Here is an 18,334-nt window from a genome sequence, read left to right as displayed (position 1 = left end):
ACGCATAAGATGCTCCTGGGGCTGGCGCCCAATGCCAGGCACCCAGGAGGTCGTTGTGGCCCACACGAAATCTCCCCACCGGGCGGTCGTCGGTGCGAGGCTGCTATTGTCCTTGCTGCCCTTACTGGCCTGGATGGGTGCGGCTTGGGCGGAGCGACCGCCCGCGCTGTTGCATTTGGAAATCCGCGATGCGATCGGGCCTGCGACCAGCAGTTTCTTCTTGCGAGCTCTGAAACGGGCGCAGGAGCGCAACGTACAGCTCGTGGTGTTGGAGATGGACACGCCTGGCGGTCTCGATTCCGCCATGCGCGAAATGATCCAGGCCATTCTCGCATCGCCAGTGCCCGTGGTTATCTATGTCTCGCCTTCGGGGGCGCGTGCGGCCAGCGCGGGCACTTATCTGCTGTACGCCAGTCACGTTGCCGCCATGGCTCCGGCAACGAACCTCGGGGCGGCGACACCGATTCAAATCGGAGGTCCGCAACCTTCCAAGCCCGAAGACGACCACCCGCGCGACAAAGACAAGAACGAACAACCGGCCGGTGAGCCGGACAGTGCCTTGGAGCGCAAGGCAGTGAACGATGCTGTTTCTTACATCCGTGGCTTGGCGGAGCTGCGTGATCGCAACGCCGATTGGGGTGAGGCGGCCGTGCGACAGGCGGTGAGCCTCACGGCGCGCGTCGCGCTGGAGCAAAAAGTCATCGATGTGGTCGCGACCGACCTGCAGGATTTGTTACATCAGCTCGACGGTCGCAAGGTGAAAACCCGCTTTGGCGTCGTGCAACTGGCGACGCAAGGCCTCGTGACCGAGGAGTTCACGGCTGACTGGCGCACCAAGGTGCTGAGCATCCTGACCAATCCGAACGTCGCGTATTTGCTGATGCTCGCCGGCATTTACGGATTACTTCTGGAAGGCTACAACCCCGGCAGCTTCGCGCCAGGCGTGGTTGGCGCCGTGTGTCTGCTGCTGGCGCTGTACGCGTTTCAGATTCTCTCGGTCAACTACGCTGGCCTCGCGCTCATTGCCTTGGGCATCGCGTTGATTGTCGCCGAAGCGTTCGCGCCCAGCTTCGGCGCGCTCGGCGTGGGCGGTGTCGTCGCGTTCACGATTGGCTCCGTCATGCTGTTCGAAGGACAGGTGCCAGGGTTTCGGATCGCGCGAGGTCTCATCGGGGGCATGGCGGTGACGGCGGCGTTCGTGATGTTGCTGTCCGCGGGCATGTTCATGCGGTCGCGGCGTGCGCGCGTCGTCACGGGTGCCGAGCAACTGCTTCAGGAGCACGCGGTCGCGCTCGAGGATTTCGATAGCGTCGGGCGTGTCGATATCCGAGGTGAAATCTGGCGTGCTGTCACTCGGGCGCCGGTCAAGAAAGGCGTGCGCTTGAAGGTATTGCGGGTGGATGGTTTGACGTTGGAAGTCGCGCCGGCAGAGGAATGATGCTCCAGCAAACGAGGATCGAGCCATGTACCTGATCGTACCCGTCGTCATCCTGCTGTTTCTGCTCTTCAGCGCGATCCGTATTTTGAATGAATATGAGCGCGGCGTGATCTTCACGCTGGGACGTTACACGGGGACGCGCGGTCCCGGGATCATCGTCGTCCTTCCGCTCGTGCAGCGAATGGTGAAGATGGATCTGCGAACTGTCGTGCTGGACGTGCCCACGCAAGACGTCATTTCGCGCGACAACGTTTCAGTGAAGGTCAGCGCGGTGGTCTACTTTCGCATCGTGGATCCGGCCCGAGCCGTGATCCAGGTGGCCAACCGCGTCGAGGCGACCAGCCAGCTGGCGCAGACCACGCTGCGGTCGGTGCTCGGCCAGCACGAGCTGGATGAAATACTCAGTCAGCGCGACAAGCTCAATCTGGACATTCAACAAATCCTGGATCACGCCACCGACGCGTGGGGCATCAAGGTGGCCACCGTGGAGATCAAGCACGTGGACCTCAATGAAGGCATGATCCGCGCCATCGCCAGGCAGGCCGAGGCGGAACGGACCCGGCGCGCGAAGATCATTCATGCCGAAGGCGAGAAGCAGGCCGCGGCCATGCTGGTGGAAGCAGCGCAGATGCTCGGCACCGAGCCGCGCGCGATGCAATTGAGATATCTGCAGACGTTGAGCGATATTTCCAGCGAGCGGACCTCGACCGTGGTGTTTCCATTGCCGATCGACTTGATCAAGCCCCTGCTGGATCGCTGATCCGTGACAGGAGCGGGCGCGACAGTGCACACTCGTCGTGTCGCATTTCGTTCGAGGTGGAGCATGAGCGCCGGCAATGTTTGCATCGTCACGGGTTCGGCGACGGGCATTGGCGCTGCCTGCGCTGTGGAACTGGCGAAGCGCGGCTGGCGCACGGTCATCAATTTCACCAAGAGCGAAGCGGAAGCTCAGCAGACGGCGCGTGAATGTGAGAAGCACGACGGCGAGACGCTGCTGGTGCGCGCGGATGTTTCTCAAGATGCCGATTGCCGTCGCATGGCGGAGGCGACGCTGGAGAAGTGGGGCCGGATCGACGGATTGATCAACAACGCCGGCACGACCAAGGTCGTATTCAATCACTCCAATCTCGAAGCGTTGTCGGCGGAGGATTTCCAGAAGATTTATTCCGTGAACGTCATCGGCGCATTCCAGATGATCCGCGCCGTCGAGCCGGCGATGCGTAAGCAAGGCGCCGGCTCCATCGTGAATATTTCTTCCCGCGCGGGTGTCGATAGCACCGGCACTTCGATTGCCTACGCCGCATCGAAGGGCGCTTTGAACACAATGACGATGGGCTTGGCGCGTGCGCTCGGCCCGCAGATTCGAGTCAACGCGGTGTGCCCCGGCTTCGTCGAGACTCGCTGGCTGCAGGAAGCAATCGGCCCCAAATACGAACAAGCCCGCGCTCGCTGGTCGAGCAACTCAGCCCTACAGAAACCCAGCACCCCCGAAGACATTGCCGACGTCGCCCTCTGGCTCCTCACCGGCGCCCCCACCGTCACCGGCGAACTCGTTCTCGCCGACGGCGGCAACCGCCTCGGCGCCCCGCCTCAGTCGCGCTAGAGAATTACGAAGCGACTGCGTCCCGCGAGCTGCCATTCGCCAGGTCCGCGAACTGCAGCGCCGCCAGGCGCGCATAGAGCTCGTTGCTTTCGAGCAGTTGAGCGTGGGTGCCGATGTCGACGATGCGGCCGTGGTCCAGCACGACGATGCGGTCGGCTTTGAGGATGGTGGCAAGGCGGTGGGCGATCACTAAGGTCGTGCGATGTTCCATCAGGCGTTCCAGCGCTTCCTGCACGTAACGTTCGCTCTCCGCGTCGAGGGAGCTCGTAGCCTCATCCAACAGAAGGATCGGCGGATCCTTCAGCAGGGCGCGGGCGATGGCGATGCGTTGGCGTTGGCCGCCGGAGAGGCGGGTGCCTTTTTCGCCGAGGAAGGTGTCGTAGCCTTCGGGCAGTTCGCGAATGAACTCGTCGGCGCCGGCGGCACGTGCGGCGGCTTCGATGTCGGCGTCGGAAGCGTTGGGGCGGCCGTAGCGAATGTTCTCGCGCGCGGTCGCGCCGAACAGCACGGTCTCCTGCGGAACCAAGCCGATACGAGCGCGAATGTCTTCGGGCCGCGCTTGAGCGATGTCGACGCCATCGATCGTCACGCGTCCGGACGCGGGATCGTAGAACCGAAGCAGCAATTGAAACGTCGTGCTCTTGCCCGCGCCAGAAGGCCCGACAAACGCAACCGTTTCGCCACGCTCGATCGCGAGCGACAAATCATTCAGCGCCAACGACTCCGGCCGCGAGGGATAGCGGAAAGAAACGTGCTCGAACGTAATGCGCCCAACGGGCGGCGAAGGAAACTGCGCCGGCTTGGGAGGCGCAACGATATTCGGCGTCGCGACTTTCAATTCAACCAGGCGCTCCATCGCGCCCGCCGCGCGTTGCACTTCGCCCCACATTTCACTCAGCGTCGCGGCCGCGATGGCGACGTACACGGCGTAAATCAAAAACTGGCTCAGCTCACCGCCGGTCATTTCCTTGTCGAGCACGCGATGCGCGCCCTGCCACAGCACGAAAGTGATCGCGCCGAAAATCATCGTCGTGCCGATCGCCGACATGGCGGAGCGAACTTTCGTTCGGCGCAGGGCCACACGGAACGAGTCTTCGACAGCTTTGGTGTAGCGCTTGCTGTGCAGGTCCTCGAGCGTGAAAGCCTGCACTGTCTGAATGGCATTCAGCGTTTCGCCGGCCAGACCGCTGGTATCGGCGACCTTGTCCTGCGACTCGCGCGACAGCGATCGTAGCTTCCGGCCGACGGCGATGATGGGCACGATGACCAGAGGAATGAGCACGACGATCATGCCGGCCAGCGACGGGCTGGTGGTGATCATCAGCACCAGCGCACCGATCAGCTGCACGGCCGAGCGCAACGTCATGGAAAGATTCACACCGGCGATGCCTTGCACGAGCGTCGTATCCGTCGTGAGTCGCGACAGCACTTCACCAATCCGAGTGACTTCGAAGAACGTCGGATCCATACGCACGACGCGCGCGTAAACATCCTCACGCAAGTCAGCTACGACCCGTTCGCCCAGCCAAGTCACGAAATACAAACGCAAGGCGGCGAACACACCGAACACAGCAGCCGCGGCCAGAAACGCCACGAAGTAGGTATTGATGGTGGCCGCGTCCTGCGCCGCCATGCCGCGATCGATCAGATCGCGAAACGCCATCGGGATCACCAGCATCGCCGCCGCCGCGACCAGCAGCGCGATCATCGCCAGTGCCAGGATGCCTTTGTACTTGCGCAGATAAGGCCACAGCTCGCGCAGCGGTTTGAGCGAGCGGCCTTTGGGTCTTTCTGGATTAGCTGCCATGGCGGGTGCGAAACATCCTTGTGGGTCTAGCGATAGACCGGTAACTCGACATCCGTGAACAACGCCTCCACATCGGACGGCGTGGCCGCATTGCCGGCGCGATCCACCAGCCGGCGGGTCAGATGCGGCGCGAGTAACTGCAGAAAGTCATACATGTAACTACGGAGCAGGGCGCCCTGATGGAAGCCGGCCCAGGTCGAGTGCGCCGGGAACAGATGCGACGCGTCGATGGAGACGAGGTCCGAATCCTCACGCGGGTCCATGGCCATGCTGGCGACGATACCTACGCCCATCCCGAGTCGCACATACGTCTTGATCACGTCCGCGTCGCGCGCAGTGAGCGCCACCTGCGGCGTAATGCCATGACGCGCGAAAATCTGTTGCAACGACGACGGACCGGAGAAGCCGAACACGTACGTGACGATCGGATACTTGCCCAGCATCTCGATAGTCACCTTGCCTTCGCTCGCCAGCGGATGACCCTGCGGCACGACGATGCGCCGATGCCAGCGATAGCACGGCAACAGCACCAGATTGGTGAACAGCTCCTGCGAGCCGGTGTTGATGGCGAAGTCGATGCGGTCGCGCGCGGCCATGTCGGCGATCTGCTCGGAGGTGCCCTGGTGGAGGTGCAGCTCCACGTCCGGATAGCGCTCCCGGAACCGGCGGATGACCTGAGGCAGGACATAACGGGCCTGCGTATGGGTGGTGCCGATGGCCAGCGAGCCCCGGCCGTCGCCCTTCTGCTCATCCGCCAGGCGCTTGATGCTCTGGACTTCCTTCAGGATTTTCTGGGCGCGGTCGATGACCCGCTTACCCGCCGGCGTCACGCGCGTCAGGGTTCTCCCCTGGCGCAGGAAGATGGGAAACCCCAGCTCATCCTCGAGCTGTTTCAGCTGCTTGCTGACGCCCGGCTGCGAGGTATGCAGGCGCTCGGCCGCGGCGGTGATGTTCAGGTCGTTCTCGACGATGGCGGCGAGGTACCGTAATTGTTGTAGTTTCATGCACTTAACTATAGCGAATCAAAGCGCGGCGGAGTCATAACGGGCCCGCATCATGACAGAACAAACCAGTCTTTCCCTGGTTATAAGGCGGTTAGCTACAGTGCATCCCAGAGAATAAGGATCGATTGACCATGACCGATGCACTGTCACCCCGCCTGCAAACCCTCGTCGAGGGCACTCGCGCCCTGCTGGAGCAGGCCGTTCGCGAGCACCAGGATGTGGTCTATTCCAACAGCTTAGGGCAAGAGGCGATGGTGTTGACCGATATCATCAGCACCTACACGCCAGAAATCGAGATGTTCACCCTCGATACCGGTCGCCTGCACGACGAGACCCTGTCCCTGCTGGATCGCCTGGAGCGCCGCTATCAGCGTCGCATTCAGGTGTTCTATCCGCAGGCCGAGGCCATCGAGCAGTACGTGCGTGACAATGGTATCAACGGTTTCTATCTCGGTACCGAAGAACGGCAGTCCTGCTGCGGTATTCGCAAGATCGAGCCCTTCAAGCGCGCCATCGCCGGCCGCAAGGCCTGGGTCACGGGCGTGCGTCGCGAACAGTCCGCTGAACGCGCGCTGGGTGAAGCCAAGTCCTGGGACGACCGCTACGGCCTGTGGAAAATCAGCCCGATGCTGGACTGGACCGAGGCCGACGTGTCGGCGTATATCAAGGCTCGTAACCTTCCTTACAACGCCCTGCATGACAAAGGCTATCCCAGCATCGGCTGCGCGCCGTGCACCCGGGCAGTGGAGCCCGGTGCCGACCCGCGCTCGGGTCGCTGGTGGTGGGAGAATCCCGAGTCTCGCGAGTGCGGCCTGCAGCCGCGCCGCCGGGTCATTCCGCTGAAGGTCGAGCCGCGTCGCGCGGCCGGCCAATAAGCTCGCGACGCCAGCGCGTCGCAGGACGACGCCCCACATGGACTACTTCCCGATCTTTTTGCGGCTCGCGAACGAACCGGTGCTGGTCGTCGGCGGCGGGGAAGTAGCCGCGCGCAAGATCGATCTGCTCCTGCGCACTTCCGCGAAAGTCACGGTCGTTGCGCCTGAACTGATCGACTCGTTGGCCGCGAAAGCCGCGGCCGGCGATATCACTTACGTGCCTGGCGAGTTCCAGCCGGAGTTGCTGGACGGCATGAGGCTCGCCATCGCGGCCACCGACAAGCAATCGGTCAACGCGTGGGTCGCGCATCAATGCGAGCGTCGGAACATTCCAGTGAATGTGGTCGACGATCGCGAGCTGTCGCGCTTCATCATGCCGGCGATCGTCGATCGCTCGCCCGTCGTCGTTGCTGTTGGCAGCAGCGGCGATGCGCCGGTGCTGACGCGGCGGCTGCGCGAGAAGCTCGAATCGTTTCTACCGCAGCGGCTCGGCGATCTCGCCAAGCTCGCCGGCAAATTGCGTCCTTCGGTGAAGGCGAAGCTGGAGCACGCCAGCACGCGTCGGCGCTTCTGGGAAAATTTCTTCGACGGCTCGATTGCCGCCGATGTGTTGTCCGGCCGCGAAGACGCGGCGGGGCAGGGCGTGCTCGATCGCATCGGCAACTCGCTCACTCGCTTCGCGAAGCAATCGAAGTTCGCGGGTGAAGTGGCGCTGGTCGGCGCGGGTCCGGGCGATCCGGGCTTGCTGACGTTGCGAGCGCTGCGAGCTTTGCAGAACGCGGATGTGATTGTTTACGACCGACTGGTTTCAGCCGAAGTGCTCGATCTCGCTCGTCGCGATGCCGAGCGTATCTACGTGGGCAAGGCCGCGGGCAATCATCACGTGTCGCAGGAAGATACCAACGCGCTGCTCGTGAAGCTCGCGAAAGCAGGCAAGCGCGTGTGCCGGTTGAAAGGCGGCGACCCCTTCATCTTCGGCCGAGGTGGCGAAGAGTTGGAAGCGCTGGCTGCTGAAGGTATTCGATTCGAAGTCGTGCCGGGCGTGACCGCCGCGGCGGGCTGTGCCGCTTACGCAGGCATCCCGCTCACCCATCGCGACCACGCGCAGGCACTGACGTTTGTTACGGGACATTTCAAGGGCGAGACGGATAACGTCGATTGGGCCGCGCTGGCGCGTCCCGGTCACACAGTGGTGTTCTACATGGGCCTGAACCAGCTCGAGAACATCGTCGCCCGGTTGCGTGAGCATGGCGTGCCGGAAACCCGCGCCGCCGCGTTCATCGAGCACGGAACGCGTCCGTCGCAACGCGTGGTCACTGCCACGATTGCGGATCTGGTTCAGAAAGCCGCCGAAGCTCGCGTGGAATCGCCGGCATTGCTGATCGTGGGCGAGGTGACTCGTCTGCATGAGGCTTTGCATTGGTTCAACACGCGCTCCGTCGAACTCGCACTCACTGATGAAGGAAGGCTGTCCGCATGAGCAGCTCGAATGAAATTATCCGTCGCGGTTTCGCCGACGCCGTCGGCAACACGCCGCTGATCCGCCTGAATCGTTTTAGTGAGCTCACGGGTTGCGAAATCCTCGGCAAGGCCGAGTTCATGAATCCGGGCGGCTCGGTGAAAGACCGCGCCGCCAAAGCCATCATCGAAGCGGCCGAGCGCAGCGGCAAATTGAAGCCGGGCGGCACGCTGGTCGAAGGCACGGCGGGTAACACCGGCATCGGCTTCGCGCATGTCTGTAACGCGCGCGGCTATCGCTGCATCATCGTGATGCCGGACAACCAGTCGAATGAGAAGTATCAGATGATCGAAACGCTCGGCGCCGAAGTGCTGCGCGTGAAGACCGTCCCGTATAGCGATCCAAATCATTATCAGAAGATCGCCGGCCGCCTGGCCGACGAGATTCCGGGCGCCGTGTGGGGCAACCAGTTCGACAACACCGCGAACCGCGATGCGCACGAGCAGACGACGGGGCCGGAGATTTGGGAGCAGACGGGCGGCAAGATCGACGCCTTCGTCGCGGCCACCGGCACGGGCGGTACGCTCGGCGGCATCTCGCGTTACCTGAAGAAACAAAATCCCAACGTGCGCATCACGCTGGCCGATCCTCAGGGCAGCGCGCTGTATCACTGGATTCGCAACGGCGAGCTGAAGGCCACCGGCCCGGGCTCGATCACCGAAGGTATCGGCATCGGCCGCGTCACCGCGAACCTCGAAGGCTCGCCGATCGACGACGCTCTGCATATCACCGATATCGACTGCGTGCGCACCGTCTATCAGCTGCTGCGCGATGAAGGTTTGTTCCTTGGCAGCACCAGCGGCGTGAACGTCGCCGCGGCCGTGCAGATCGCCAAGCAACTCGGCCCCGGCCACACCATCGTCACCATCCTTTGCGACAACGGCGCGAAGTATCAGTCGCGCTTGTTCAACAAGAAGTGGCTGGCGGAGAAGGGCCTGCTCGACGCGTCGGGCCTGTCGCAGAACGGTCAGCCGTCGCTGCTCGATGTGGCGAAGAATGTTGCCCACGTTGGAGCGTTTCCGCAGCGACTGAGCGCTTAAGCGCGATCCCTGCTCGACATAGCGGCCGCAGGTTCTTCGGAGCCTGCGGCCGCGGTCGACCACCCTTCGCGAGCTGAGGCCAGTCCATCCCACAGTAACCCTTGGCTCGGTGGCGAGCGGTTCATTGAATGCCGACGAGGCGATGAGCCGCGTCGATACCGTGAGGCGACTGGAGTCGATGACCCGTCACGCGTGGCTATCGGCAGCTCATCTCGTCGAGAGCAAACCCTAGGCCGGGTTCACTCCTTGGTCTTCGTGCTTTTCCTCTGTTTGCGCCGATTCATATCCACCGCTGTGCCTTTCGCCTCGGGACGCTCCACCGCGCCGGGCGAATCGGGTCCCGGAGGTGCATCCTCGAACTGCGTCTTGTGCATCGTCTTGGCTTCCATCTTCTCGGTCGTGCCGGGCATGAGGTTCGCCATTGCCACTTTCAGCACGCCGTCGCCGCCGACGATGCGTTCGTCTTCGGGATCGCGCGCGACATCGATGATGGCATCGATCACGTTTTGCGGATCGTGCAACGGCTTCGGCGGTGTGATCTCGTGCTTCGTGTAGTTGGCGGCGTGATCGAAGAACGGCGTGTCATGCGCGGTCGGCAGGATGGTGCAGATATGTACGCCGTCGATGTGATTCTGTTTCACTTCCTGGCGTAGCGAGTCGCTTAGCCCAACCACGCCATGTTTCGCGGCGGCATAGGACGTGTAATAGGGCACGCTGGTCTTGCCGAGCTCGGAGGCGATGTTGATGAGCGTGCCGCTGCCTTGTTTCAGGAACTGACGATAGGCGAAGTACGAACCGTACAACGTCCCGAGCAGGTCGGTCTTGATGGTCTGCTCGTGCACGTCCAGCGGAATATCTTCGAAGCGACCGAGCGCGCCAACGCCGGCGTTGTTGATCCATACATCGATGCGGCCGCATCGGGAAATTGCGGTCTCAGCCAACTGCTCCACCTCCCGTTCGCTGCTCACATCCACCGACACTGGGATGGCAGTGCCTCCTGCGGTCTCGCACTCGCGAGCTACAGTGTCCAGCGCTTCGCCGCGTCTCGCGGCGAGTACGACTTGCGCGCCGGCGTTTGCAAATTCGACTGCCGCGCCACGCCCGAAGCCGCTGGACGCGCCAGTGATTACGACCACCTTGCCATTCAAATCTGACTGCGTTGCCATGGTTACCTCCGATTTCTCCGGCAACGGCTGGCTTGCCGGGAGTGTTCCGTCATGGAACCCATCCATGATTTACCCTGTTGCATTGCTATCCCACTCGAGCAGGCGCGCACCATGAGCAGGTCTCCAGGGCATCGGGAACATCCCGACCACAAAGTGGCGGAGCATCCTCTGCGCGAGCGGATCCAGGTGTCGGTGGCGGGGCACACGATCGCCGATTCGAGCGATGTCGTGAAGGTCGAAGAGGATGTCAGCCCGGTGCGTTATTACTTTCCGCGCGCCGATGTCGATATGAAACGACTGCAGGCGTCGGCGACCACGTCGCAATGTCCGTTCAGTCGGCGACCACGTCGCAATGTCCGTTCAAAGGTGTCGCGAATTACTTCACTGTCGATGTCGGCGGCAAAGAGCTGCGAGATGCGGTGTGGTCGTACGAAGATCCCTACGAGGAGCACCTCGCACTCAAAGGCCGCCTGGCGTTCTACGACGACCGACTGCCGGAGATCAGTATTTCGCCGCGTCCGTAATGGTCGGGGAAAGGCGGTCCGCATGTAGGCGGCACCGTAGGTATGCGTGGCGGGAACAAGCCTTCCGGTCCGCCGTTGGACACTTGTCACCCTGAATCGCTCGCCGGGGAGCGCGAACATGAACGCGGTTACCGAACGCATCACACCCAGCATCACTTCCATGATCCGGCTGGATCATTCTCAAGTCATGGCGGTGTTCCATCGCTACCGGCCGGAGACCTCGATCGGTCGGAAGCGCGCCCTGGTAAAGAATGTCTGCCTGTCGCTCGAAGTGCATGCACAGCTGGAAGAAGAAATTTTCTATCCGGCATTGCGTAATGTCATGAGTGGCGACGACGTGCTCGAGAAAAGCCAGCCCGAGCACGATCGAATGCGCCAGATGATTGGCGAGCTGCGACAGATGTGCAGTAACGACAGCTCGATTCAGGAACCGGCCTTCGACGAAAAGTTTCTGGAGCTGATGCGCCTGGTGATTCATCACGTCGCGGATGAAGAAACCCGGCTGCTACCGGCGGCAGAGCGTTTGCTGCCCGATCAGCTCGGCCGACTCGGGATGGACATGACCAAACGTCGGCTGGAACTGATGAAGCCTCACGCCGCCGAGTTCGCTGAAACGACCGTACGATCGTTTCCTGCAGGCGCCGCTGCCGGCGCGGCGTTACTCACGGCAGGCGCCGTTGCGGTGGGCGCGATGCTCCTGTCGAGAAGCAACAGAAAAAACATGGGAAGCAGCATGAGCCGATGGCGCCACTGAGCAGGTGCTTGTGCGTAGGTAGATGCAGTTTGACATTGTGATCGTCGGAGGCGGGATCGCTGGTCTCGCCTGCGCGGTCGCGCTCCGAGATAGCGGGTTGCAGGTTGGTGTAGTCGAAGCGTCCTCGACGCTCGGAGGTCGTGCGTGCAGCTGGACCGATCGACACAGCGGCGACGATGTGGATCTCGGCCCGCACATCATTCTCACAGAATATAGAAACATGCTCGCGTTCCTGGAGCTGCTGGGAACGCGTGATCGGATCGTGTGGGAAACGGGCAGGTTGCTGCGCCTGAGGGAAGGGCAGCATGTTACCGACATGCGCCTGCACGCGCTTTCGCCGCCACTTCATTTGATGCCGAGCTTCGCCACGGCCGAGCGGATCGGCTGGGCGGATATTCTTTCCTGTCGACGCGTGCTATGCATGGCAATGCGCTTGACCGAGGCGCAGGTCAGGCGACTCGATCGAAAGTCCGCTCTGGAGCTGCTTCGTCACTGTGGGGTCACGTCGCATTTCATCGAATGGTTCTGGGCCACCGCGTGCATCTCGGTACTGAACGTTCCGCTGGAGCGCTGCTCGGCGGGTGCTCTCATGCGTGTGTTTGCTCAGTTGGTCGGGCTGAAGGAGTACGCCATTGGATTCGCCGATGTCGCTCTGGCCGAATTGTTTGTGTCACCCGCTATCCGGAAACTGGAACGCGCCGGGAGTGTCATTCATCTCGATGCTCGCGTCGTCCGAATGGTCGCCGAGAACGGTCGCTTTCAATACATCGCGTTGGAGGGCGGTGAGCGCGTCGCTGCGCGTATCTGCGTCGCGGCCGTGACGCCGCAGTCGTTGATGAGTATGCTTCCCGACGGCTGGCGACAGATGCGCCCCTTCATGAGCGTTGGCGGCTTTGAGCCAAGCCCGTATGTGAGCTGCTATCTCTGGTTCGATCGCAAGCTGGGCGACGAGCGCTTCTGGGCACGCATCTGGAATCCTGCGGACTTGAACACCGACTTCTACGATCTATCGAACATACGATGCGGCTGGAGCGACCGGCACGGATCGGTGATCGCGAGCAACATCATTTATAGTCATCGCGCCGACTCGCTGAGCGATGAGCAGATCGTGGCTACGACCGTCCGTGAGATTCAGCAGGCGCTGCCGGCGGCGGAGCGGGCCAGCGTTCGTCATGCTGTCGTGAATCGCATTCCAATGGCGATCCCTTGTCCCACGCCAGGCAGCGAGCGAAATCGACCTGCCACGCGGACTCCCATCGAGGGACTGCTGCTCGCAGGAGATTGGACGGACACGGCGCTGCCCGCATCGATGGAAAGCGCCGTTCATTCGGGATGGGCCGCGGCCGAAGCCATCTTTCGATGGCAGGGCGCGCCACGTTCCCTGGTGTTGCCGAAGCGAGCGCCAGAGGGCATTGCCGGATGGGTGCACAGGCATGGCGCTGGATGACCCGCGTTTCCAATCCGCGCCCTGGACGTTGCGCGGCGAGGCGATCGTTGGGTTGAAGCTGGTTCGTAGCGACGTTGCACGACAGTTCGTGCCGGCCGATGCGAAGGTCGTTTGCGTCTGGCCCGGGCGCACGCTCGCAATTCTGTATCTCTGTAAGTACTGGGAGAGTCCAGTCGGTTCGTACCACGAAGTCATCGTCGCGCCGGCGCTGGTCTGGCGCAAAGGCCGGCTCGGCTTCTGGATTTCTCACATCGGCGTCGATCACGCCACCTCCATCGCCGCCGGCCGCGCCATCTGGGCGCTGCCCAAGGAACCGGTCTCGATGGAATGGATCGCTGGCCGGGCGCGTGCCTCAGGTTCGGGTTTGAATGCGCAGGCCTTGTTTGAACCTCCGCGTCGATCGATACGGCTGCCCTTCGCGGGCGTTGCCATGAGCAAATATCGTAAAGATGAGAGCTGGTTTGCGGCTCGCGGCTCCGCTCGTGTCGCCTTCGCTCGGGCAAGCGTGGAGTTGGGTGGCGATCCTGGCCTGGGCCAGCTTGGATTCGTCGGCACGATGAGCGTCGTCGTCTGCGAGCAAATGAAGATCAAGATCGGTCGTCCGCACCGATGATCATCGAGGTCGCAACTCCGCCTGAAAGGCGGAGTGCGCTCCTTGCTCAATCCTCGAAGGCGTCACACGACACGTCGTGATTCCAGTTCACGAAGGTCCCGGTCGGGCTGTCCTTCCAGGCCCAGACATGCAGCGTGTAGAACGGCGGGAGTCCGAAACGATTGGGTGCCTCGAACAGATGAAACAGCTGCCCCATGAGTTGGGGTGGGCCGGCATTCTTCCCATCCCATGCCTCTGCCAGAAGCAAATAGTCCGCGCCGATGAGGCGTCGACGTCCATTCGGCAAAGGCTCGTAGATCACAATCTGCGGACGCGTGGCATCCAGCACGCCAGCGCCCACCAGAGACATGTTCACATAGTGAAGGCCCATCGCCCCGGCGTCCGGCCCAGACACGCAACCGAACATCAGCTGATAACCCTCGGCTTCCGCATCCGCCGGATCTTTAAACCGAGCCGTGGACTCTCGCACGATCCTTACGAGTTCTCCTTCCTGGCGTTTCTTGCTATCGGCCGCGCGATGCTGTGCCGTCGCGGCGTGCGCCGGCCCTTCCTCTGCAATCGCTCTTGACGCCCCTGCTACGCCCAATGCTGACAATCCCACGTATAGAACACATCCTTTGAACAACATGGCCCGGTCTCCTCGTTGGTGTGATTTGATTCCGCCAATCAGCTTGCGCCGGCGGCGTGAAATCAACCAAGGTAGGTTTGTCCCGATTTATCAAAAATCTCTGCGAGTGCCCGAGGCAAATGTCCCGATGCACGAGCACGATGCGCTGGCAAACGGCATCGTCGTGGTTATAATTTGCGTCCCAGCCTCTGGGTGTGATGAATCAGGCGTCAAGAACAAATGAGCGCGTCACTTCCTGTCCTTCTTGTATCGCCCAATGTCGATAGTTTTCCCGCTATCACATCCCGTGAAGTGGACCAGCTTCGACAGGCCAGGAAGCTTTTCGATGCGGGCTTCTATGATCACGCGCTGCTGGATATATGGAACGCGGCGGTGCATAACTTGCGCAGACGCTGCGAAGCGTATGGCATGGATCTGTTTGAGTCCGTTGCCAAGGATGAAGCCGGTCGAAAGAAATATAACAAGGACGGGGACAGTATTTCGGAGCGTTGGGCGGGTGTTGACGATCTGGTGGTCATCAGTTGCTGTACGAAGCTCGGGCTGCTCAACAAGAAGGCGGGGAAGGCTTTAGAAATGATCAACTGGATGCGAAATCACGCATCCCCGGCGCACGATTCGGAGAATAAGGTTGAGCACGGCGATGTAATCGCATTGTCTCTCCTGTTACAGCACAACCTGTTCGATTCACCACTGCCCGATCCAGGTCATTCCGTGTCCGGGCTGTTTGACCCGATCAAGACCTCGAAATTGGACTCCGATCAGATGTCAATTTTGCAGGATCAGGTGGCGGCGCTCGGGGTCGCCGACATTAAAGTGGCCTTCGGATTCCTGCTGGATCTGCTTTGCAAGGGTCAGGAGCCGGCACTTTCGAATGCGGCCAGCATCTTCCCGGTCCTTTGGAAAAGATCGAGCGAAGACCTGCGAAAGACTGCGGGTCTGAGATATCAAACTTACAAGATAAGCCCTCAAGAAGATACCAGCGCTGATTCTTCTGCTGCCAGCAGGCTCCTGGACTTCCTGGTTGCTGTCCAGGGTGTCAGGTATATCCCGGACGGCTCGCGAGCTGTGCTTTATCGTCACGCTGCAAAAGCTCTGGCAAAGGCCAAAGATGCTTCCTACGGGTGGTCGCAAGAGGTTGATGCGGCGAAGACCTTGGAGCAGTTCGGCCCTTATGTGCCGAATAACGCATTTGGCGAGGTGTATCAGGAGGTCATCGCAACCTGGTGTGGCAATCATTGGGGACGGTCGAGTGCCCACGAGCATCTGACCGAGTACGTGGAGTCTCTGAACACCTCCCAGGTGCGGCAGCTTGCCGAGCTGTTTGTCAGTAACGATCGTGCAAACGCAGAGTTGTTTCAGGCGAAGCCCAAGGCGTTTGCTGTGGAGTTGCTACTTCATCTGAAGTCAAAGCTGACGATTCAGGCGCATCTCACGGAACTCGATGCAGTAATCGCTGAAGTAAAGTCCATGTAATCGCGATGGATGCCGCAGCGGGTGTCAGCGGCCCGCGCGAATCACATCTTCTCGCCCGGCAAGGCCGCCGCTTGTTTGATCCAACTCACCAGCTGCGTCTCGTCCACCTTGTCATCTTCGCGGATATCGAAGTAACGAACGGCCGGATACTTGCTGACCCCGGGTGGGGGCGGGCTCAGCGATGAGCCGCGGAAGAACGTCAGCTTCACGTATTTGTTGAAGCAATGGAAGCTGAGGAAATACAGGTCCTGCTCCATGCCGTAGAACGGCGAGTTCCACTTCACTGCTTTGTGAACTTTGGGCACGTGCTTCGTGACGAGCGCATCGACGCGCTTACCGATGGCGCGCTTCCAATCAGGCATCGCGGTGATGTAAGTCTGCACGGGCTCGTCGCCGTAACCCTTTGCGATCTGAGGATTGCCGCCGGAGAGCAGGACGACTTTGTCGGCCTTGGTTTTAGAAGCAGGCTTGCGAGCCTTCTTCGCCTTTGTGCTCATGAAGCCTGCCGGGCCTTGGCGCGATACGGCTGCACGAACATGTACAGCCCGGTGAACAGCAGCGGAATGAGCGGCACGAGCGCCAGGAAGCCGATCCAGGTCGCGCCCGGCGAGACGAACATCGCGACGATATTGGCGATGACGGCGAGGGTGAAAGCGAGGGACAGCCAGCGATGCGTCTGTCGAATCCATGAGCTCAAGGGGAATCTCCTTTAACGTTTCTTCGCCGGCGAGCCGTTGCGGGCTACTGCTGCTTTGATGAGTGTCTTGAACGCACGCGCGTCGACCTGCTCGCCTTCTTTGATATCGATGGCCCGCCGCATGTTGCCTTCGAGGCTGGAATTAAAAATCTTCGATGGGTCGGGAACGCTCGCGCCGCGTGCGAACGTGAGTTTCACGTGCGTCTTGTACGACTCGCCGGTGCAGATGATTCCATTGCGCGACCACACCGGATTGCTCCACTTCCATTCCTCGACGATGTCGGGATCGGCGTCGAGGATCAGCTCGCGCATGCGGGCCAGTGTCTCGCCGCGCCAGTCGCCGAGCTCGCGGATGCGCGCGTCGATCAATTGAGAGGCGGGCTTCCCGGTTTCGCTGGTGCTCGCAGCCTTTGCAGCGGGCTTCTTGGCTTTCGTAGTTTTCTTCTTCGCAGCGGATGCCATATCAATGGACCTTTGTCAGAACCTGTTCGAGGTTGCCGAGGAACTGGGCCCAGCCGGCCCTGGCGCCGCCGTAGGCTTGTTTCTGTTCCTTGCGGAAGCCGGCTTGTTCGACACGAAGGTGCGTGCCCTTGCCGGTCGGTGTGAGGGTCATGGTCACAACGGTCTTGGTATCGAACGCCGGATCGTCGTGCGGATAATTCCAGGCGTACGAGAGCGTCTTGTGCGGTTCGAGAGCAAGCACCTCGCACGCCAGCACGCCGCCCCAATCGCCGCGCAGATTGAACTTGTGGCCGACGACGGCTTCGAAATCGTTCTTCATCAGCCACTCTTCGATCAAGTGCTGTTGAGTGAGCGCACGCCAGACTTTTTCCGGCGGGAACGGCAGCTCGCGCTCCACGACGGCGACGAGTGTTTCATTGGCGGCGGTCATTGATCCATCCTCTTCAACAAATCTTCCAGCCGGTTGAACCGGTGTTCCCAGAACCCGGCCATCTGACGGGTCCAGTCGATCAGCGGGCTCAAAGCGCCGAGCTGCGCGCTGTAATGGGTCTGACGACCTTCCTGGCGATCGCGCACCAGGCCGGCGAGCTTGAGCACGCCGAGATGTTTGGAAACGGCCGGTTGCGAGATGCCGGCGTGAGCGGTCAGTGCGCCGACCGTCTGCTCACCTTCGCGACACAATTGCTCGAAGATCTCGCGCCGGGTCGGGTCGGCGAGCGTTCGGAACAGCACATCGTGAGGGGTCGACATGAACAAACCAATAACCAGCGGGCTATGGGTCGATATATAACCAGCCGGCTATGCGTGAGTCAAGTCGGACCGGCTTGACTCGTCGCCGGCATCGCTTGCACATTGCACCAGGCCGCCAGCATCGTGTGAGAGCAAAGATGTCGTACCGCATTCACCGACACATCGGATTCGCCGCCCTGGCCCTCGGAGCCATCGCATTGAGCGGCTGTCAAACGACGCCGACCACGACGCCGTCCAAGCCAGCGTTGCGAATCCTGCAATCGCAACCGTTGAAACTTGCCGACAACTGCGAGGCCAGCGGCAGTTATTTTGTTGAATTCACCGTGACCAGCGACGGTCGCACCGGTGACATTCAAGCTCCCGCGGGCCCGGCTTGCATACAAGAGGCGTTGACGGCCTGGGTGAGCTCATTCCGTTACGAGGCGCCGGGACAGGAGATTCCGTCGGGCGTCGAATGGATGATGGTTACAGCTCGCACAGGCTCGTAATCAGGCGGCGCGCCCGCTTAGCAACCTTCCTCGATTCCGCTGCGTC

At 61.4% G+C, this 18,334-nt stretch carries 21 protein-coding genes and 1 pseudogene; 13 read left to right on the top strand and 9 right to left on the bottom strand.

Going from position 1 to position 18,334, the window contains the following annotated elements; all coding sequences use genetic code 11:
• The first annotated feature begins 55 nt into the window (after positions 1-55).
• From ACFPN2_RS09765 to ACFPN2_RS09755, 3 genes are all read left to right on the top strand, one after another.
• On the top strand, positions 56-1,438 hold the full coding sequence (locus tag ACFPN2_RS09765; protein ID WP_380596421.1) for an NfeD family protein: 1,383 nt from the start codon (positions 56-58) through the stop codon (positions 1,436-1,438).
• A gap of 25 nt (positions 1,439-1,463) precedes the next feature.
• Positions 1,464-2,198, top strand: a complete 735-nt coding sequence (locus tag ACFPN2_RS09760; protein ID WP_380596420.1) for a slipin family protein — start codon at positions 1,464-1,466, stop codon at positions 2,196-2,198.
• A 63-nt stretch (positions 2,199-2,261) separates the two neighbouring features.
• Positions 2,262-3,041, top strand: coding sequence for an SDR family NAD(P)-dependent oxidoreductase (locus ACFPN2_RS09755; RefSeq protein WP_380596419.1), 780 nt, complete (start codon positions 2,262-2,264; stop codon positions 3,039-3,041).
• 4 nt (positions 3,042-3,045) lie between these two features.
• Here ACFPN2_RS09755 and ACFPN2_RS09750 read toward each other — a convergent pair whose 3' ends face one another.
• Positions 3,046-4,848 carry an ABC transporter transmembrane domain-containing protein gene (locus ACFPN2_RS09750; RefSeq protein ID WP_380596418.1) on the bottom strand — a complete coding sequence of 601 codons (1,803 nt, stop codon included), beginning with the start codon at positions 4,846-4,848 and terminating at the stop codon, positions 3,046-3,048.
• Positions 4,849-4,874: 26 nt separating this feature from the next.
• The gene (cysB, locus tag ACFPN2_RS09745) at positions 4,875-5,852 is read right to left on the bottom strand and encodes an HTH-type transcriptional regulator CysB (RefSeq protein WP_380596417.1); all 978 of its coding nucleotides are present in this window, start codon (positions 5,850-5,852) and stop codon (positions 4,875-4,877) included.
• A 131-nt stretch (positions 5,853-5,983) separates the two neighbouring features.
• Between cysB and ACFPN2_RS09740 the strand changes: the two genes are divergently transcribed.
• From ACFPN2_RS09740 to ACFPN2_RS09730, 3 genes are read left to right on the top strand one after another with little or no spacing between them, the layout of a single operon-like run.
• Positions 5,984-6,727, top strand: a complete 744-nt coding sequence (locus ACFPN2_RS09740; RefSeq protein ID WP_129781648.1) for a phosphoadenylyl-sulfate reductase — start codon at positions 5,984-5,986, stop codon at positions 6,725-6,727.
• A gap of 37 nt (positions 6,728-6,764) precedes the next feature.
• A complete protein-coding gene (gene cysG / locus ACFPN2_RS09735; RefSeq protein ID WP_380596416.1) occupies positions 6,765-8,207 on the top strand; it encodes a siroheme synthase CysG in 1,443 nt (480 codons plus the stop codon).
• Positions 8,204-9,286: a cysteine synthase A gene (locus tag ACFPN2_RS09730; protein ID WP_380596415.1), complete on the top strand. Its 1,083-nt coding sequence runs from the start codon at positions 8,204-8,206 to the stop codon at positions 9,284-9,286. Before cysG ends, ACFPN2_RS09730 begins: the two co-directional genes overlap by 4 nt.
• A 239-nt stretch (positions 9,287-9,525) precedes the next feature.
• Here the strand turns inward: ACFPN2_RS09730 and ACFPN2_RS09725 are convergent, their stop codons facing one another.
• A complete protein-coding gene (locus ACFPN2_RS09725; RefSeq protein ID WP_380596414.1) occupies positions 9,526-10,452 on the bottom strand; it encodes an SDR family oxidoreductase in 927 nt (308 codons plus the stop codon).
• 51 nt (positions 10,453-10,503) lie between these two features.
• On the opposite strand from ACFPN2_RS09725, the pseudogene ACFPN2_RS09720 reads away from it, so the two are divergent.
• The 5 genes and pseudogenes from ACFPN2_RS09720 to ACFPN2_RS09700 all read left to right on the top strand — a co-directional run.
• A pseudogene (locus ACFPN2_RS09720) lies at positions 10,504-10,725 on the top strand (DUF427 domain-containing protein); the annotation flags it as partial.
• A gap of 50 nt (positions 10,726-10,775) precedes the next feature.
• Positions 10,776-10,976: a DUF427 domain-containing protein gene (locus ACFPN2_RS09715; protein WP_380596413.1), complete on the top strand. Its 201-nt coding sequence runs from the start codon at positions 10,776-10,778 to the stop codon at positions 10,974-10,976.
• Positions 10,977-11,094: 118 nt separating this feature from the next.
• A complete protein-coding gene (locus tag ACFPN2_RS09710) occupies positions 11,095-11,730 on the top strand; it encodes a hemerythrin domain-containing protein (RefSeq protein WP_380596412.1) in 636 nt (211 codons plus the stop codon).
• A gap of 22 nt (positions 11,731-11,752) precedes the next feature.
• Positions 11,753-13,177: a hydroxysqualene dehydroxylase HpnE gene (hpnE, locus tag ACFPN2_RS09705; protein ID WP_380596411.1), complete on the top strand. Its 1,425-nt coding sequence runs from the start codon at positions 11,753-11,755 to the stop codon at positions 13,175-13,177.
• Positions 13,164-13,790, top strand: coding sequence for an acetoacetate decarboxylase family protein (locus ACFPN2_RS09700; RefSeq protein ID WP_380596410.1), 627 nt, complete (start codon positions 13,164-13,166; stop codon positions 13,788-13,790). The genes hpnE and ACFPN2_RS09700 overlap by 14 nt, the downstream gene beginning before the upstream one ends.
• A gap of 46 nt (positions 13,791-13,836) precedes the next feature.
• On the opposite strand, the gene ACFPN2_RS09695 is transcribed toward ACFPN2_RS09700, so the two are convergent.
• Complete coding sequence (locus ACFPN2_RS09695) at positions 13,837-14,418, bottom strand: hypothetical protein (protein ID WP_380596409.1); 582 nt, start codon at positions 14,416-14,418, stop codon at positions 13,837-13,839.
• 219 nt (positions 14,419-14,637) lie between these two features.
• On the opposite strand from ACFPN2_RS09695, the gene ACFPN2_RS09690 reads away from it, so the two are divergent.
• The gene (locus ACFPN2_RS09690) at positions 14,638-15,891 is read left to right on the top strand and encodes a hypothetical protein (protein WP_380596408.1); all 1,254 of its coding nucleotides are present in this window, start codon (positions 14,638-14,640) and stop codon (positions 15,889-15,891) included.
• 41 nt (positions 15,892-15,932) lie between these two features.
• Here the strand turns inward: ACFPN2_RS09690 and ACFPN2_RS09685 are convergent, their stop codons facing one another.
• From ACFPN2_RS09685 to ACFPN2_RS09665, 5 genes are read right to left on the bottom strand one after another with little or no spacing between them, the layout of a single operon-like run.
• Entirely contained in the window at positions 15,933-16,388 is a 456-nt protein-coding gene (locus ACFPN2_RS09685; RefSeq protein ID WP_380596407.1) for a DUF1801 domain-containing protein, read from the bottom strand.
• Positions 16,385-16,588, bottom strand: coding sequence for a hypothetical protein (locus ACFPN2_RS09680; RefSeq protein WP_380596406.1), 204 nt, complete (start codon positions 16,586-16,588; stop codon positions 16,385-16,387). The genes ACFPN2_RS09685 and ACFPN2_RS09680 overlap by 4 nt, the downstream gene beginning before the upstream one ends.
• 12 nt (positions 16,589-16,600) lie before the next feature.
• Positions 16,601-17,050 carry a DUF1801 domain-containing protein gene (locus ACFPN2_RS09675; RefSeq protein ID WP_380596405.1) on the bottom strand — a complete coding sequence of 150 codons (450 nt, stop codon included), beginning with the start codon at positions 17,048-17,050 and terminating at the stop codon, positions 16,601-16,603.
• Position 17,051: 1 nt separating this feature from the next.
• Positions 17,052-17,480 carry an SRPBCC family protein gene (locus ACFPN2_RS09670; protein ID WP_380596404.1) on the bottom strand — a complete coding sequence of 143 codons (429 nt, stop codon included), beginning with the start codon at positions 17,478-17,480 and terminating at the stop codon, positions 17,052-17,054.
• Positions 17,477-17,800, bottom strand: coding sequence for an ArsR/SmtB family transcription factor (locus tag ACFPN2_RS09665; RefSeq protein WP_380596403.1), 324 nt, complete (start codon positions 17,798-17,800; stop codon positions 17,477-17,479). Before ACFPN2_RS09665 ends, ACFPN2_RS09670 begins: the two co-directional genes overlap by 4 nt.
• Before the next feature lie 137 nt (positions 17,801-17,937).
• Between ACFPN2_RS09665 and ACFPN2_RS09660 the strand changes: the two genes are divergently transcribed.
• A complete protein-coding gene (locus tag ACFPN2_RS09660) occupies positions 17,938-18,288 on the top strand; it encodes a hypothetical protein (RefSeq protein WP_380596402.1) in 351 nt (116 codons plus the stop codon).
• Positions 18,289-18,334 lie beyond the last annotated feature (46 nt).

Origin of the sequence: Steroidobacter flavus, assembly GCF_042651805.1 — a bacterium.
GTDB lineage: Bacteria > Pseudomonadota > Gammaproteobacteria > Steroidobacterales > Steroidobacteraceae > Steroidobacter > Steroidobacter flavus.
The sequence above is the reverse complement of the archived record's forward strand: the minus strand, read 5'-3'. Positions and strand labels throughout refer to the sequence as shown.